Source organism: Streptomyces dysideae, assembly GCF_001514305.1.
Classification (GTDB): Bacteria; Actinomycetota; Actinomycetes; order Streptomycetales; family Streptomycetaceae; genus Streptomyces; species Streptomyces dysideae.
The window spans coordinates 173,459-189,671 of sequence record NZ_KQ949087.1; the positions used below are offsets into that span (position 1 = coordinate 173,459).

Annotated in this window: 12 protein-coding genes and 1 pseudogene; 10 read left to right on the forward strand and 3 right to left on the reverse strand. The window is 71.1% G+C overall.

Annotation, left to right across the window (positions count from 1 at the left end):
• Nucleotides 1-31: 31 nt before the first annotated feature.
• Nucleotides 32-241, reverse strand: a pseudogene (locus AQJ91_RS21700) (peptide-methionine (R)-S-oxide reductase); the annotation flags it as partial.
• Between the two features lie 36 nt (nucleotides 242-277).
• Here AQJ91_RS21700 and AQJ91_RS53685 point away from each other — a divergent pair.
• Nucleotides 278-1,789: a recombinase family protein gene (locus AQJ91_RS53685; protein ID WP_067024211.1), complete on the forward strand. Its 1,512-nt coding sequence runs from the start codon at nucleotides 278-280 to the stop codon at nucleotides 1,787-1,789.
• Nucleotides 1,790-2,388: 599 nt separating this feature from the next.
• Here the strand turns inward: AQJ91_RS53685 and AQJ91_RS21710 are convergent.
• Together AQJ91_RS21710 and AQJ91_RS21715 are read right to left on the reverse strand one after the other, a co-directional pair.
• On the reverse strand, nucleotides 2,389-3,366 hold the full coding sequence (locus AQJ91_RS21710; RefSeq protein ID WP_079085099.1) for a TRM11 family SAM-dependent methyltransferase: 978 nt from the start codon (nucleotides 3,364-3,366) through the stop codon (nucleotides 2,389-2,391).
• Between the two features lie 23 nt (nucleotides 3,367-3,389).
• A complete protein-coding gene (locus tag AQJ91_RS21715; protein ID WP_067024214.1) occupies nucleotides 3,390-4,049 on the reverse strand; it encodes a hypothetical protein in 660 nt (219 codons plus the stop codon).
• Nucleotides 4,050-4,516: 467 nt separating this feature from the next.
• Here AQJ91_RS21715 and AQJ91_RS21720 point away from each other — a divergent pair, with 467 nt between their 5' ends.
• The 9 genes from AQJ91_RS21720 to AQJ91_RS21760 all read left to right on the forward strand — a co-directional run bounded on the left by AQJ91_RS21720 (nucleotide 4,517) and on the right by AQJ91_RS21760 (nucleotide 16,080).
• Nucleotides 4,517-5,308: a hypothetical protein gene (locus AQJ91_RS21720; protein ID WP_067024217.1), complete on the forward strand. Its 792-nt coding sequence runs from the start codon at nucleotides 4,517-4,519 to the stop codon at nucleotides 5,306-5,308.
• Between the two features lie 353 nt (nucleotides 5,309-5,661).
• A complete protein-coding gene (locus tag AQJ91_RS21725; RefSeq protein ID WP_067024220.1) occupies nucleotides 5,662-6,042 on the forward strand; it encodes a pilin in 381 nt (126 codons plus the stop codon).
• Entirely contained in the window at nucleotides 6,039-8,012 is a 1,974-nt protein-coding gene (locus AQJ91_RS21730) for a TrbL/VirB6 family protein (protein ID WP_267891227.1), read from the forward strand. The genes AQJ91_RS21725 and AQJ91_RS21730 overlap by 4 nt, the downstream gene beginning before the upstream one ends.
• 7 nt (nucleotides 8,013-8,019) lie before the next feature.
• On the forward strand, nucleotides 8,020-8,970 hold the full coding sequence (locus tag AQJ91_RS21735; protein ID WP_067024225.1) for a PrgI family protein: 951 nt from the start codon (nucleotides 8,020-8,022) through the stop codon (nucleotides 8,968-8,970).
• A complete protein-coding gene (locus AQJ91_RS21740) occupies nucleotides 8,967-10,823 on the forward strand; it encodes a VirB4 family type IV secretion system protein (protein WP_079085100.1) in 1,857 nt (618 codons plus the stop codon). The genes AQJ91_RS21735 and AQJ91_RS21740 overlap by 4 nt, the downstream gene beginning before the upstream one ends.
• 77 nt (nucleotides 10,824-10,900) lie before the next feature.
• Nucleotides 10,901-13,225, forward strand: coding sequence for a type IV secretory system conjugative DNA transfer family protein (locus AQJ91_RS21745; protein ID WP_107122495.1), 2,325 nt, complete (start codon nucleotides 10,901-10,903; stop codon nucleotides 13,223-13,225).
• Nucleotides 13,226-13,274: 49 nt separating this feature from the next.
• Nucleotides 13,275-14,264 (forward strand): replication-relaxation family protein, encoded by a 990-nt coding sequence (locus tag AQJ91_RS21750; protein ID WP_067024230.1) that lies wholly within the window; start codon nucleotides 13,275-13,277, stop codon nucleotides 14,262-14,264.
• Nucleotides 14,261-15,199, forward strand: a complete 939-nt coding sequence (locus AQJ91_RS21755) for a C40 family peptidase (RefSeq protein WP_067024234.1) — start codon at nucleotides 14,261-14,263, stop codon at nucleotides 15,197-15,199. The genes AQJ91_RS21750 and AQJ91_RS21755 overlap by 4 nt, the downstream gene beginning before the upstream one ends.
• Nucleotides 15,196-16,080 (forward strand): extensin, encoded by an 885-nt coding sequence (locus AQJ91_RS21760; protein ID WP_067024237.1) that lies wholly within the window; start codon nucleotides 15,196-15,198, stop codon nucleotides 16,078-16,080. Before AQJ91_RS21755 ends, AQJ91_RS21760 begins: the two co-directional genes overlap by 4 nt.
• The last annotated feature ends 133 nt before the right edge of the window (nucleotides 16,081-16,213 follow it).

A 16,213-nucleotide genomic window follows, 5' to 3' on the forward strand; every position in this document is an offset into this window, starting at 1 on the left:
CGGTGCCCACACCTCGCCGCCGGCCCCGGCTTCAGTCCTCGTCGGCCGTCAGCCGCAGCGCGATGCTGTTGATGCAGTACCGCTGGTCCGTCGGGGTCTGATACCCCTCCCCCTCGAACACGTGCCCAAGATGCGACCCGCACCGGGCACACCGCACCTCGGTCCGCACCATGCCGTGCGTCCGGTCCTCGATCAGCTCGACCGCGTCGGAATCCTTCGGGTCGTAGAAGGACGGCCATCCTTAGTTCATGGATGCACACTATTTCCGGGGAGCCTCATGAGCGAGCGGGTCATCGGCGTCATCCGCCTCTCGGACAAGACGGACGTCACAACCTCTCCGGAACGCCAACGAGCCAGCATTGAAAACGCCGCTGCGGCACGGGGAGCGAAGATCGTCGGCTGGGCCGAGGACATCGACGTATCCGCATCCCAGAGGTCACCTTGGGAGCGCCCGGAACTCTCCAAGTGGCTGGATCATCCCGAGCAGTGGGACGCGCTCATGTTCTGGCGGCTGGACAGGTTCGTCCGCAAGGTGGCGGACTTCGCGGAAATGATCCGATGGTGCCAGTCACGCGGCAAGAACCTGATCTCCGCCACTGAGACGATCGACATCCGCTCCCCGATCGGGCGGGTGATCGCGTACATTGTCTCGGCCTTCGCCGAGATGGAGGCAGAGGCGATTCGCGAACGCGTCACTGGGTCGCATGACTACTTGCGAAGAAACGGACGGTGGGGTGGGGGTCTCGCTCCATACGGCTACCAGGCGGAGCCCCTCCCTGGTGGCAAGGGGGTACGCTTCGTAGAGGATCTAGCCGCAGCGGAGATCGTGAGGGAGATCGCGCGACGAGTGATCGCTCGCGAGTCCTATCTCTCCATCGCCGCCAACCTGAACGAACGCGGCGTTCCCTCTCCCACGAATCAGCGCAACATCAACGCCGGTCGTCCTGTCGATCCACGGGGCTCATGGACGAGCAAGAGCGTTACCGCGATCATCACCTCCGAGAGGATTCGCGGCCGGGTGGAGTACAAGGGCGAAGTCGTACGCGACGACGAGGCCAATGCCGTCCTTCGCGGACCAGAACTCATCGACGCGGAGATCTGGCACGCCCTCCAGCGCGAGTTCGCGCGGCGCAGCAGACCCGACCGCCGTCGTACATCCTCGGCGCACCCCTTGCTGGGCGTGGTCTTCTGCGGCTCATGTCAGGAGCGCATGTACCAGGGCTGGGCGACCGAAAAGGGACGCCCGATGAGGCGCACATACGTCTGTCGATCACGAATGCGTGGGCGAGACTGTGCTTCCCCCGCCTCCGTATCGGCCGAAGCTGTGGACAAGTACGCTGAAGAGCAATTCCTGCTGAAGGTCGGCGCCTGGCCCATCAAGGTTGAAGTAGTCGAAGCGGGTGAAGACCATCGTCAAGAGGTCGAAGAAATCGAACAGGCTCTGGACAGACTGGAGACCGACCGATACGAGCGTGGCCTGTTCGCAGGCCAGGAAGGCTCACTTCGCTACGAGCGCCGCCACAGGGCACTCTCGGACAAACTCGGCAGGCTCAAGGAACTCCCATACCGCCCGCCCACAAGCACCTGGGTGGACACTGGTCGCACTTACGGCGAGGACTGGGCAGCGGGTGACGTCATCGAACGCCGACGCATGCTGGTGGACGCTGGCTGCCACATCGAAGTGAAGCCAGCAGGGCGGGGTAAACGTGACATCCGGGCGCGTCTGTCATTCGCTTTGGGGCGTCACACAGACTCCGCTTCGGTGCCGCCGCTAGAGGAGGGCCCGTGACGGCCATCAACGCTGACTGTGGGAATCCAGTGACCTCCGGCATGCCAGGTCCCATTAGTTCCCGCATCCTTCATACGCAGGCACAGCGCGGCCTGCACCTCACCGTCACCCCGGCGCAGGATCTCTGTCAGTTTTTGCAGCGACTCCGCGAACGCCCACGATGATGACACGTAGCGGAACAAGCCGAGTTGGGGAGCTGCAAGCAGCCGGAAATCCAGCGACGCGCGGGGGTACGGACTCGTCCCCCCTCCGCCATACGAGCGGAGGGCTGCGATCGGAAGGGCCGCAATGTCCTGCTCTTGTCGCACGGGAACCCTGATACCTCTGAGGCGGATCTCCGCCGAGACGGCCTCTACGCCCGGGACCACAATGATCGCAACACTGGACTCCGTGAGCACCTGAATTGGGCTTTCCGGAGAGAGACTCCGCTCCGGAAAGCCCCCAAGGAGTGCCGAGACTCCACGGGCCACGGCAGTGCTTGCGGTGGTGACGCGCCAATGTCCGAGGGATACCGGCGTGCCGTCACGCAAGGCGGTGGCATGGAACCGGCCCGCGGGTGTCGTTCCCGTCATAGGCAAGCCCTCCAGCGGTTCAACAGATCAGTGGCAGCCACGGCGGCGTCCTGCGGTGCACGTGACCGAGCGGAGAGTGCAATCCGTGTGCGGTCTGAACGCGGTTTCAGTCACGCACCGCGCAGAGCCTGTTCTGCCGCCTGCGCCGCCGAAGCATGGACGGGCGCCCGGCCGCGTGAAGACCAGTACGTCTTCGTGCTGGACGACGGAGAGGGGGATGCCCTGGCGGCGGGCGTCGCGGACGTTCGTCATCTGGAAGAACGAGGGACGGGAGATGAGCCGGCTGTCGCGGATGCCGGCGAGGAGGGCGACGCAGCGTTCGGTGGGGATGAGGCTGGCGGCTCGTCCGGCGGCCAGGACGGCGGAGGGCAGGTCGATGAGTTCGCCGCGTTCGCGCCAGGGGCGGGTGGTGACGACGGCGGTGCCGCCGGGCCGCAGCATGAGGCGGCACTGGGCGAGGATCTCGGTGAAGGCTTCCAGGAGCCGGTCGGTGGAGACGTGGGCGAGGTTGGCGGGGTCGTGGCTGTAGCGGAAGTCCTTCTTGACCACGCCGCGTTCGCCGGTCTCCCGGCTGGAGCGGACTTGCCCGTGGACGCTCGGGCCGTACGGGGGTGAGGTGATCACGAGGTCCACCTCGCCGTGCAGGGCGGTGGGGACGAGCTGGGTGAGTCGGCGGGCGTCGCCGCAGTGCACGGCGCCGGTGGCGGTGCCGCCTTCGTGGTTAGCGGAGGCGGCGTTGAGGCGGGCGAGGTTGGCCCACTTCGGTTCGTACTCGACGCCCAGGGCGCTGCGGCCGAGGTGGATGGCCTCGACGAGGGTGGTGCCGATGCCGCACATCGGGTCGAGAACCAGGTCGCCGGGTCGGGTGTAGGTGGAGATGGCGTGGGCGGCGATCCGCGGGAGCATCTTGGCGGGGTGGGCGGCCGAGCCGGGCACGTAACGGCCCTTGCGCTGCGCCGGGGCGGACGTGGGGGCGGTGTTCCACACCGAGAGTGGGGAGGGCACGGCGAGGTCTCCTCTGCCTTGGCCTACGGGTGGCGGATCGCAGCGAGGGCGATCAGGTCGCAGTGCGCGACGCCACGGCAGGCGTCCGCGGGGAGGGTGGGCACGAGTCGGTCGCCGACCGGGTAGCCGTAGACGACCACGATGTGCTGGAGGTAGCGGAAGCCGGCGGTGCGGGCTCCCGCGATGAGCGTGCCGAGCGGGTCGGTGAGGCGTCCGGCCTGTCGGCGCTGGCGGGTGGCCAGCAGGAGAAGGCCTTCGTCGGGGAGGAGCCGGTGGGCGCGGTGGAAGAAGCCGGGCCAGCCGTCCTCCAGCGCGCCGCGCATCTCGCTTACGCCAGTCGACAGGTCGTCGGTGGGGGCGGGGAGGGTGTCGGGGTGGAGTTCGGCGAGGAGGATGGACGGCCTGTCCGTCGCGTCCTTGTTGCCGGCCGGGGTGGTGAAGGGGGTGGTCGGGATCCGGGTGTCCATGCCGGGTGCCGTGTCCCGGATGGCGATCTTGAGCAGCGGGGCGGGCCTATGGCCGGGGCGTCCGACCAAGTCGGTGCGGATCTTGTCGATGGCCCAAGCGGGCAGGACCGCGCCGGGGATGGGAGCGGCGTTGGGTTCGTCCGGGCCGGGGAGCCAGATGGTCGTCGGCAGCGGCTGGGACGTACGAGTGCGGGCGCTGGCGGTGGAGTGCGGCATGGGCTGAGTGGCGCCGGGAGGCGAGGGCGGGCCGTGCTCGTGCTGACGTGAAGTGATAGGGACTCGACGGCTGATCTTTGCCATCGCCTTGTAGGTGTTCGATCGCCTCGGCGGCCGCTTCCCGCGCATCGAGCGTCTCTGGTCTTTCCTCACCGCTCATCGCGTTTGCGCAGGTCGCCCCGTGTACGAGCCAGTCGCGTGCCACGTGCGAGCCATCGCCGGGCCACTGCGGGCAGCCGCACAACGGGGTTGAGGACAAAGCCGGAGATTTTCTGTGTTCGATTCCCATTGCTCCGTCTGGGGTGGCACACGAGGCCATAGAGGGCGGGCCAGGTACGGGCCATCGCACAGGCCGGGCCATCAGGCCGTGAATGGCCCGGCACTGGCCTGCGGGTGGGGCGGCGGTGGCACGAGGGCCTGGGAGGGGTGGCGGCGGAAGTTGTCCACGCCGTCACGGGAGATGCGTCATGCACCACCGTCACCAAGCCCACCGTCCCGCCGCCGCCCACCCGCACAGCATCGCTCGCTCCCCGCTCGGGGAGTTGGAGCAGGCGTTCCTCGCCCTCGCCCACGGCGTGGAACCGCTCACGTTTCCCGCGCACCTGGTGTGCGACACACCGGACCGCGCCATGTGGCCGGTCGACCGGGTGCGCACTCAGCTCGCCCACCCGTCCACCCGCGCCGAACTGCGCGAACAGACCTGGCGTGAGGTCGTCCGGCGCGCCCGCGAGTTGGGCGAGCCGTGGGACGTGGTCGCCGTGGCCATGACCGTGCCGGTGCTGCGCCGGATGCTCGCCCGGCTGGCCCGCCCGACTCACCTGGAGCGCGCCGAGGTCGAGCAGGAGGCACTGGCCGCCGTCGCCACGGCAATGCGCACGGTGGACCCGGGGGCGGAGCGGCTGGATAGGGAGCTGTTCAGCGCGGCGGACCGGGCCGTGCACCGGCTGGTGTATGCCGCGCGCCGCCGTGCGAGCCGCGAAGCCGGTCAGGCGGCAGAGCATCTCGACCGCCTGTGCTCTCTGCCGCAGCCGGATCACGGTGAGCCGGTGGACGAGCTCACCGTGCTTGCCAGGGCCGTGCAGGCGCGGGTCGTAGACGTGGCCGAGGCGCGGCTGATCGCCCGTACCCGACTCGGCGGTGAGTCCATGAGCTGCCTGGCAGCCGAGTGCGGGGTGAGTGTGCGTCAGCTTTACCGGCACCGCAGCGCCGCGGAGCAGCACCTGGCTGTGCATCTGCGGCGCCAGCTGCGGGAGCAGTAGAACGCCCGACCGGGGGACTTTCGGTGGCGGGGTGTCAATTCCCGCCACCAGCATCTCTATTCACGGTGACAGCGGCCCCGGTCCGGCTTCGGAGCAGGCCGCGCGTTCTGGTCCGGGGCAGCGGCCGATGCCCTGGACCGGGACACCGCAGAGTGCGGGGTGAGCACGACCGTCTCGTGCTGACACCCGAGGAACCCCTCCCGCCGCAACACCTCAAGGAGGTTGGCCCCGGTCCGAGGGATTTCGTGCTCACCCCGCCACCGCACGACACCCACGCGACACGACTCGTCCCGTGTGGCTCCCCTTCTTGTCCCTGTGCTGCCCTGCCGTGCTCCGTTGGAGGTGCGTCCGCCGTGTTCGCAAGACCCCGCCGGCCACGTCGGCCGTCGGCCTTCCGGGCGGGCCGCTGGGTGGTCCGGCTCCACTTCACCGCCGCCTGCACCGTCTTCGTCCTGCTGGCCGACACACCGTACGTGTGGGCGGTCGCCGACATCCCGACCGTCATCACGAATCTACGGAACTGGATCGTCGGCATCCTCGCCGGACTCGGCACGCTGTTTCTCACCCTCGGCGGGCTGCGCTACCTGATGGCCGGGGGAGACCCCGGGGAAGTCGAGGCCGCCAAGCGGGCGTTGAAGGCCGCATCCATCGGCTACAGCCTGGCGATCCTTGCGCCGGTGATCATGACCGTGCTGCAGGGCATCGTCGGCGTCGACGACGGAGGCGGGCAATGACCCGCGCCAGGCGTCTCGTCCGCGCCTTGCCCCTGCTGCTCACGCTGGTTGTCCTCGCCCTGGTCCCACTGACCGCCCCGACCGCCTCCGCACACACCACGCATGCGCCAGCCCATGCGCCGACGGCCCCGGACCCGCCGGAACCGCAACCCGCACCCGGTCCCGCCGTCCCTTCCCCGGCTCCCGGGGCGGAGCCTCGGCCGGAGCCCGCACCCGGCCCGACCCCCTCCCCTGGCCGCCCCACGCCCGAGCCGGAACGGCCCTCATCACCGGAGCCGGCGCCGGGGCCTACGCCTCCGGCGTGCGAGGCCGCGGGGTTCGAGTGCGACAAGGGCACCGCCTGGGGCTTCCTCGACATCCCCGGCATGATCGTGAACGCGATCACCTCGTTTCTCGGCATGTTGATCGAGCAGATCATGAAGCCGGTCCGCGAGTTCCTCGCCGACACCCTGCTGGCCACGCCCGACGTCACCAAGCACGCCGACATCAAGCGGCTGTGGACCGCGATGCTGGGGATCACGGCCGGGATCTACGTGCTGTTCGTGACCGCGGGCGGCATCACGGTCATGGGCTACGAGACCGTCCAGACCCGCTACGCCCTCCAGCAGATCGCCCCGCGCCTGGTGCTCGGATTCATCGCCGCGGCCACCTCCCTGACCGTGATGGGCAAGGCGATCAGCCTGTCCAACGGCCTCGCCCACGCGATCATGGCCATCGACATGTCGGACGCCGGGCAGGGCATGGTCGAACGGGTCCTGCCCTTCGCCCTGTTCGGCGCCGCCGGGCTGAAGCTCTACCTGCTGCTTCTGGCGATCATGATGATCGCGCTGGTGCTCGCGGTGTTGATCGGCTTCCTCGTGCGCGTCGCGGTGATGGCGCTGCTGGCCGTGGCCGCGCCCCTGATGCTGGCGTGTCACGCCCACCCGCTCACCGACCCCGTCGCCCGGCTGTGGTGGCGCGGTCTGGCCGGATGCCTGGTCATCCAAGTCGCCCAGTCGATGACCTTCGTCCTGGCGCTGAAGCTCTTCTTCGCCCCCGGCGCCACCACCCTGGGGATCCCCCACTCTGACCAGCTGGGCACGATGCTCGCCGGAGTGGCCCTGTTCTGGGTGCTGTTCAAGATTCCCGGCTGGACCCTCCAGGTCGTTTTGCGCGGTACCCCTGTGCACAACCCGCACGCGCCCGCTGGGGTGCGGATCCTCAAGCACCTCGCCCTGTACCGCCTGATGGACCACTACCTGCCCGGCGTGCGTCTGCCGCGCCACCGCCCCGGCGGGGGTAGAGGAGGAGCCGGGTTCCGGCCGGGCCGCAGTGGACCCGGAGGACCCGGAGGCGGCCGACCAGGACCGGGCGGTGGCGGTGGACGCCCACCCGCGCCCGGGCCGGGGCGTGGCAGCGGTCCCGGCCGGGGTGTACGGGGGTGGGGCCGGGCTCTGCTGGCCCGCGGACGTGGGGCCCTGGCCCGTCCCGGTGGCCGCCCAGGGCCAGCCGGCCCGCCCGCCCCCGGTGCTGCCGCCGGACCAGGCGTGCACGGCGCGGGTACCGGCGGCGCGCATCCGACGCCCGCTACGGCCAGCACTCGCGGCGCCGCTCCGAGAGCGCGTGCCGGCCGGGCTCCCGGACGCCCCGGCCCGACTGCCGCTCCCCTCGCCCGTGCACCGGGAGGTCCCCGCGCTGTGACCCACCCCACCCAGGCACAACGGCATCGGCAACTCGCCCTGCCCATCACCGCCCAGCGAGCACCGGCCCGACCTGGTCGGGCCACCCAGTTGTGGCTGCCGATCCGCGCAGAGCGCGTCGCCGCAGCATCCCCGGCGGCCCAAACCCTGCCCGCCACACCGCCTCTGACCCGCCCGGCCCCCGCACCACGGGCGCGCCAGCTGGCCCTGCCCATCCCCGCACGCCGGGTCCCGGTCCGCCCACCGCGCCCCATGCAACTGCGGCTCCCCCTCGAACCACCCAGGAGGTAGATCCCGCATGAACCCACCCGACGAGACAGCGGAAGCCCCGTGCGCCACCCGCATCCCCGCTGACATCTCCCGCCCAGACCGCCTCCTGGGCCCCTTCACCGCTCGGCAGACCGCCATCCTCACCGTCGCCGGACTCGTGCTGTACGGCGGCTGGTGGGTCACCCGCTCCTTCATGGCACCGCTCGCCTACACGGCCATGGTGATCCCCATCGCCGGAGCAGTGGCCGCGCTTGCACTCGGCCAACGGGAGGGCATCGGACTGGACCAGTTCCTGGCCGCCGCCCTCCTGCACGTCCGCGCCCCCAAGCGCCGGGTGCACGCCCCGGAACGCATCCCCCCACTGCCCTCCATCGTCCCCGGCCACTGGGCCAGGGCGGCCGGGCCGCCCCCGACCGCGATGAACATGCCGTACGACGGCGTCACCGCTGACGGCGTGCTCGACCTGGGCAACGAAGGCAAGGCGGCCCTGGCGACGTGTTCCACGGTCAATTTCGAACTGCGCTCGGCGGCCGAACAACAAGGCCTGGCGGCAGCGTTCGCGCGCTGGCTCAACTCCCTGACCGGGCCCACCCAGTTGCTGGTGCGCTGCCACCGCATCGATCTCGCCCCGCTCGCCAACACCCTCCAGCAGGACGCCGCCGCGCTGCCCCACCCGGCGCTGGAACGGGCCGCTCGCGCGCACGCCGACTTCCTCGCCGACCTCGCCACAGGCAACAACCTGCTCGGCCGGCAGATCGTGCTGGTCGCCCGCGAGGAGAGCGCACCGCAGGGGCTGCGCCGGAACACCGGTGAGGGACGAGCGCTCCAGCGCCTCGACGAGGCCGCCCGGGCCCTGGCCGCCGCCGAGATCACCGTCACGCCCCTCGATATCGAGCGGAGTGCCGCCCTGGTCGGCGCGGCCTGCAACCCCGACACCCAACTCCCGCCCGCTGCCGCGCCGGAAGGTGCCCCCGCATGACCCGACTCCGCCTCGGCAAGCATCGCCTTGCTCCCCCGGTCGCCAGCCTCGACGCCGCCGAACTGCTCGATGTCGCCGGCCCCGAGGCCATCGAGGTGCACGCCCGCGCCCTCGCGGTCGGCGCGCACCTGGCCACCACGCTGGTGGTCACCGGCTACCCGGCCGAGGTCACCCCCGGCTGGCTCGCCCCGCTGCTGAACTTTCCCGGCCACCTCGACATCGCCCTGCACATCGAGCCTGTACCTAACCCGATTGCGGCCGCCGGGCTGAAGAAGCAGCGGGCGCGCCTGGAGTCCGGCCGCCGCACCGGCTTCGACAAGGGGCACCTGGACGATCCGGAGGTCGAGGCCGCAGCAGCGGACGCCGCCGAGCTCGCGTACCGCATCGCCCGCGGCGAGGGAAAGCTCTTCCACGTCGCCCTCTACCTGACGGTGCACGCCGCGGACGAGGAGAGTCTGGCCGAGCAGGCCGCCGCCGTACGGGCGATCGCCGAGTCGCTGCTCATGACCATCGCCCCGACCACCTACCGGGCCCTCCCGGGCTGGCTGGCCACCCTGCCCCTCGGCATCGACACGCTGAAGATCCGCCGCACCTTCGACACCGCCGCGCTCGCCGCCTGTTTCCCCTTCACCAGCCCCGACCTGCCCACCGCCACCGGCGAGGACGGCACTGCGTCAGGAGTGCTGTACGGGCTGAACGCGGTCTCCGGCGCCCCGGTGCTGTGGGACCGCTTCGCGCAGGACAACTACAACTCCATCACCCTGGCCCGTTCCGGCGCCGGCAAGTCGTACCTGACCAAACTGGAGCTGCTGCGGCTGCTGTTCACCCGCGTCACGGCCTCGGTGATCGACCCGGAGAACGAGTACGTCCGCCTCGCCGAAACCGTCGGCGGCCACGTCATCGCACTCGGCGCGGACGGCGTACGCCTCAACCCCTTCGACCTCCCCGCAGCAACGGACAGCGGAGAGGACGTCCTGACGCGGCGCGTGCTATTCCTGCACACCTTCCTCGCCGTCCTGTTGGGCACTGACGTGACCGCGGCCGAGAAGGCGGTGCTCGACCGGGCGTTCCTCTCCGCGTACGAGCGTGCCGGAATCACCGGCGACACACGCACATGGAGCCGCACTCCGCCCACGCTCACCGACCTGGCTGCCGTCCTGACCGAGGACGGCAGCGAGACGGCGGCTGAACTCGCCGACCGGCTCGTCCCCTATACCAGCGGCTCCCACGCCCGGCTGTTCAACGGCCCCAGCACCGCGGCCACCGCCGGGCATCTGGTGGTCTTCGCGCTCCGCCGGCTCCCGGAGGAGGTCAAGGCTCCGGCGATGCTGCTGGCTTTGGACGCGATCTGGCGGCAGGTCACCTCCCGCCCGGCCTCTGGACGCCATCTGGTGGTGGTCGACGAGGCGTGGCTGCTGATGCGCGACGGGGCCGGCGCCCGGTTCCTGTTCCGAATGGCCAAGGCAGCCCGCAAGTACTGGACCGGCCTGGCCGTGGTCACCCAGGACGCCGACGATGTCCTGGCCTCCCCGCTCGGCCGGGCCATCGTGTCGAATGCGGCCACCCAGGTCCTGCTGCGCCAGGCCCCGCAGGCCATCGACACGATCAGCGAGAACTTCCACCTCTGCCACGGCGAGCGGGAATTCCTACTCTCCGCGACCCGCGGCGAGGCCCTGCTGCTGACCGGCGACCGCCGCCACAAGGTCGCCTTGATCAGTATCGCGGCTCCCGGCGAACACGAAGTGATCACCACGGACCCGGGCGAACTCGCTGCCCAGCACGCAGACGACGGCTTCGAGTCTGATGGCTCCTACGTCGATGGGGCCGTCGGAGACGAGGAGTGGGAGCTGTGACAGGGCATGGCCGGCTCACTGCTGTCCAGCCGCATGGATGGCTGGTGGACTTCGTCAGCCACCCAGAGTCCTTCGGCATGACGGCGCTCACCACGGCCGTGGACTGGTGCGCCGCGTCCGCGCCCATCTTGATCCCCACGGCCCTCGCATCCACAGCTTGTGGATACGTCGCCCGACGTCGGCTGCTGCGCTTGCGGCAGCAGCGCCTCGCCGACGGCGCCCACTGGGTGGAGCTCCTGGTTCCACCCCAGGCCGCCCCCAAGGGCGGGGAGGTCCTGTGGGCCCAGCTGTCCGGACTCCTGCGCCCATGGTGGCGCCGGATCATCACCGGCCAGCCCCATCTCTCCTTCGAATACACCTGGTCTCACACCGGCCTGGGCATCCGCATCTGGGTCCCCGGCACGGTACCGCTCGGCCTCGTACGCCGTGCCGTGGAAGCCTCCTGGCCCGGCGCCCATACCCGCGTCACGCAGCCCGGCCCTCTGCTCCCGATGGAACATGAGGTGACCGCCGGTCGGCTCCGACTGGCCCGCCCCGACGTCCTGCCCCTGCGCACCGATCACACCGCCGACCCACTGCGCGCGCTCCTGCAGGCCGCGACTGGCATGTCCGAGGACGAGTCCGCCTGCGTGCAGATCCTGGCCCGCCCCGCCACCGGCGGTGCGCTGCGCCGGGCCCGCCGCCAGGCACGCCGCCTGAAGGCGGGTCAGACACCCGCCCGGCTGCCCGCCCTGGCCGCGCTCCTCCTCCACCGCGCCCAACCCTCCACCACCGGCAAGCAGGATCCCGAACACTCCGCCGCCGTACGGCAGTCGGCCACCAAGCTCTCCGGATCCCAGTGGCAGTGCGCCCTCACCTACGCCGCCGCCTGCAGCCCCGAGGCGGAGCGCGCCCAGGACGTGGCGCGCGGCCGGGCCCATGCGCTCGCCTCCGCCTTCGGCCTGTACGCCGACCGCAACTACCTCGCCCGCACCCGTCTGCGCCGCCCCGAACCGCACCTGAGCGCCCGGCAGTTCCCGCCCGCGCGCCCTGCCCTGCTCTCGGTGCCGGAACTCGCCGCCCTCGCGCACCTCCCCGCCGATGCGGACGCACCAGGTGTCCAACGGGCCGGCGCCCGCTCGGTCCTGCCACCCCCGCAGGTCCCCGAACCGGCACCCGGCAACGGTGTCAAGCCCCTTGGCCGCTCGGACACCGGCGCCCGCCGCGGCGTCGGTCTCGCGGTCGCCGACGCCCGTCACCACCTCCATGTCATGGGCGCGACCGGCTCCGGCAAGTCCACTCTGATCGCGAACCTCGCCCTGGACGACGTACGCCACCACCGCGGCGTCATCGTCATCGACCCCAAAGGCGACCTGGTCACCGACCTCCTGGACCGCCTCCCGGACACCTGCGCCGACCGACTCGTCCTCATCGACCCCGACGACCCACACACCCCGCCCTGCCTCAACGTGCTCGACGGCGCGGACATCGACGTCGTCGTCGACAACATCACCGGCATCTTCCGCCGCATCTTCACCGCCTTCTGGGGCCCTCGCACGGACGACGTGATGCGTGCCGCTTGCCTGACCCTCCTCAAACACCGCGGCCGCACCCGCCAACTGGTCACCCTCGCCGACGTCCCCCGCCTCCTCGGCGAATCCGCCTTCCGGCTGCGCATCATCCCCGCCCTCAAGGACCCGGTGCTGCGCGGCTTCTGGGCCTGGTACGAGTCGATGTCCGAGCCCTCCCGAGCGGCCGTGGTCGGCCCGGTGATGAACAAGCTGCGCGCCTTCCTGCTGCGCGACTTCGCCCGCCGCGCCATCGCCGCCGGGCCCTCCACCTTCGACCTCGGCCAGGTCCTCGACGGCGGCATCCTCCTCGCCCGCCTCCCCAAGGGAGCCCTCGGCGAGGAGACCGCCCGGCTGCTGGGCTCGTTCATCGTCGCCGGCACCTGGCAGGCGGCCGCAGCCCGCGCCCGCATGCCCGAACACTCCCGGATCGACGCCACGCTGAGCATCGACGAGGCGCACAACTTCTTGACCCTGCCGTATCCGTTGGAGGACATGCTCGCCGAGGCACGCGGCTATCGCCTGTCCATGCTGCTAGCCCACCAGCACCTCGCGCAGCTCCCGCGCGACCTGCGCGAGGGCATCTCTGCCAACGCCCGCAACAAGGTCTTCTTCAACGCCTCCCCCGAGGACGCGAACGCGCTGGAGCGGCACACGCTCCCGACTCTGGCCGCGCACGACCTCGCTCACCTCGGCCCGTATCAGGCCGCCGCCCACCTACTGGCCGGCGGCGCTGAATCCGCCGCCTTCACCCTCACCACCCGCCCCTTGCCGCCCCCGGTACCCGGCCGGGCCAAGGACCTGCGCGCCGCAGCCGGCGGCCGCACCGGACCACGCCCGGCCACCCGCCCCTGAAGCACACCCTCCCCCCTTCTTCTCCTCGTACTCCTGGTGGTGACCTGTCATGCCCACACTCCCCCGCCCCGCCATCGGCCCCGGCTCCCGCTACACCGCCCGCGCCTCCACCACCCGCCCACGCCCGGCCCGGCACACCGACGTCGCCGCACTCTCCCGCATCCTCACAGCCCGCGACCTATGGCTGACGCGGATGCTCCACGAACACCGCGTCCTGACCACCCACCAGATCGCCAGCCTCGCCTACACCTCACTCCGCTCCGCACAGCGCCGCCTGCGCACCCTGCACCAACACGCCGTCCTCGACTCCTTCCGCCCCCTGACCCAGACCGGATCCGCCCCCGAGCACTACACCCTCGGCCCCGCCGGCGCTGCAGTCCTCGCCGCCCACGCCGGATGCGACCTCGCGGCCCTCGGCTGGCGCCCCAGCCACACTGGCCGAATCGCCTACTCGCCGTCCCTGGGCCACGACCTCGGCGTCAATGAACTCCTCGCCCACCTCGCCGCCCACGGCCGCACCACCCCAGAAAACGGCCTGCCGCTCTGGCTGTCCGAGCGCTCCTGCGCCCGCCGCTGGGGCGACATCGTCCGCCCCGACGCCTACGCCCACTACCGGGAAGGCGACCGCCTGCTGCCGTTCTTCCTCGAATACGACACCGGCAGCCAACCCCTGTCCCGCGTCGAGGCCAAACTCACCGGCTACGCCGTCTTCGCCACGACAGCCAGCGCCCGGCCGGCCCTGCTCATCCACACCCGCACCGCCTCCCGCGACCAGGCCCTCCGCCGCCGCCTCGCCGCCCCCGCACGGGAACTGGGCCTGAGCATCGCGACCTCGTCCACGGACTTCACCACCGCCGAGCCCTGGGGCCCCTGGTGGAGCCCCCTCGGCCCCGGGGACACCCGTCGCACCACCCTCGTCGGCCTCACCTCCCGGTGGCCCCGGCTCGGCCCGGCTTCCGAATTGGAGCCCACCGACGCCGACACCGCCCTCACTCTCCCCGTGCCCCCGCTGCCACCCGCGCCCGAGGCGGGAGCGTGAGCTCCCTGTTCGCCAAGACCGCCGGAGGCATCGGCTGCGCGGTTCTCGCCCTGCCACTGCTGGCCGCCCTGACCATCGTCGCGCTGCTGGGCGGGCTGTCCTCGGGCGGCAGCATGGCGGCCTCGCCGAGCAAGCATGCGGTGGCGGACATCCCCGCCTACTTGCTCGCCCTCTACCAGCGCGCCGCTCCCGAGTGCCCGGGCCTGTCCTGGACGGTCCTCGCCGCGATCGGCAAGGTCGAGACCGACCACGGGCGCCACCCCACGATGGTGTCCTCAGCAGGTGCGGTGGGCCCGATGCAGTTTTTGCCGTCCACCTTCAAGGCGTACGCCTATCCGGTGCCGCCCGGCGGGAAGAAGCCGCCCACGCCGTGGGACCCGGTCGACGCGGTCTACGCCGCAGCCCGGCTGCTGTGCGCCAACGGCGCGAAGAACGGCAAGAACCTCAGGCGCGCCATCTGGCACTACAACCACGACGACGCCTACGTGAACCAGGTCCTCAAGATCGGCGACAGGTACGCGGCCGCCGCTCCTGCCCCAACCGAGGCTGCGGCCAAGGCGGTTGCCTTCGCCCGCGCCCAGCTCGGCACGCCTTATGTGTGGGGCGGCGACGGCCCCTCCGAGGGCGGCTTCGACTGCTCCGGCCTCACTCAGGCCGCCTACCGTGCCGCCGGCATCAGCATCCCCCGCGTCGCCCAGGCTCAGTACGACGCGGGCCCCCGCCTCCCGAAGGGAGCGCCGCTGGCCCCCGGCGACCTGCTGTTCTTCGGCAGCAGCCCCAGCAACATCACGCACGTCTCGCTCTATACGGGAGGCGGACACGCCATCGACGCCCCGCGGTCCGGTGCCGTCGTACGCCAGGGCCCGGCGAACACCAACTCCCCGTCCTTCCAAGGCGCGACACGGCCCTCGCTGCGGGAAGGCGGTGCCCGGTGAAGCAGATCCCGGCCCGCGAGGCCATCGGCCTGCTGCGGGCCATGACCTGGGTGCTGTGCGCGGTCGGGATCCTGGCCCTGGTCTTCACCACGGTCAACGTCACCCGCTTCGCCACCAGCCGGAACGTTCCTTTGCCCATTGCGGTCCTCCTCGACCCGATGCTCGGCACCGCGCTCGCCGGCGTCCTGTACGTGGACGCTCGCCTGGCCTCCTGGGGGATCAGCCCGCCGGCCTGGTCCACCACCCTGCGCTGGGGCGCCGGATGCACCGCCGCCCTCATGAACTCCTGGGAGAGTCTGTGGCCCGACGGACAGATCGGCTGGCCTCGCAGGGCCGATCCGGCAGCCGTGCTCCTGCACCTGACCCCGGCCCTGCTCCTGATCGCTCTGGCGGAAACGATCGCCGCCTACCGGCGGACCGTCACCGACCTCATGGACCGGATCGCCACCGCCGATCCTCCCGAGCAGCACACCCTGCCTTCGCTCAGCACGCCCCGATCGCTCCAAGAGGGCACCGATCCAAGAACCAGCCACTCCGATCCCCCGACCGCCCTGGCCCCAGTGGACCGTGCCGGTCCCGAACTCGTCTCGATCAGCGCCCCCGTGGCCACCGACACCGGCCACGACCGGCCCCACACGCGCGACGACACGCCCCATCACCGCCCGCTGATGCCCGAACCTCCACCAGCCAACGACACGGCGGCAGACGCCGACGTGTGGCCACGCGCCGTCGCACTGCACGAGGCAGCCCGCGCCGCCACCGGGAACCCGGTCAGCATCTGGCGCCTACGCACCGATCTGCGCATCGGGCCGCGGCGCGCCCGCCGGATCCGCGAACGGCTCCTGGCCTGGGACCGCAACCCACCGCCCTCGATCAATTGAACCGCCCGTACGTCAGCCGATCCGTCCCGAGCTCCGCTCGCCGATCGGCACACCGCATGCGTCCAACGGTTGCACCACCGCTCTGAGCTGGCCCGATCGGGAAGTGATCGGCCCGCTTGACTTCCCGCCGGAG

What these genes read in the sequence shown, in the direction of transcription:
- AQJ91_RS21735 (WP_067024225.1), top strand. Translation starts at nt 8,020, where the DNA reads ATGAACCCACCCGACGAGACAGCGGAAGCCCCGTGCGCCACCCGCATC.
- AQJ91_RS21730 (WP_267891227.1), top strand. Translation starts at nt 6,039, where the DNA reads ATGACCCGCGCCAGGCGTCTCGTCCGCGCCTTGCCCCTGCTGCTCACG.
- AQJ91_RS21720 (WP_067024217.1), top strand. Translation starts at nt 4,517, where the DNA reads ATGCACCACCGTCACCAAGCCCACCGTCCCGCCGCCGCCCACCCGCAC.
- AQJ91_RS21745 (WP_107122495.1), top strand. Translation starts at nt 10,901, where the DNA reads ATGACGGCGCTCACCACGGCCGTGGACTGGTGCGCCGCGTCCGCGCCC.
- AQJ91_RS21740 (WP_079085100.1), top strand. Translation starts at nt 8,967, where the DNA reads ATGACCCGACTCCGCCTCGGCAAGCATCGCCTTGCTCCCCCGGTCGCC.
- AQJ91_RS21715 (WP_067024214.1), bottom strand. Translation starts at nt 4,049, where the DNA reads ATGCCGCACTCCACCGCCAGCGCCCGCACTCGTACGTCCCAGCCGCTG.
- AQJ91_RS21750 (WP_067024230.1), top strand. Translation starts at nt 13,275, where the DNA reads ATGCCCACACTCCCCCGCCCCGCCATCGGCCCCGGCTCCCGCTACACC.
- AQJ91_RS53685 (WP_067024211.1), top strand. Translation starts at nt 278, where the DNA reads ATGAGCGAGCGGGTCATCGGCGTCATCCGCCTCTCGGACAAGACGGAC.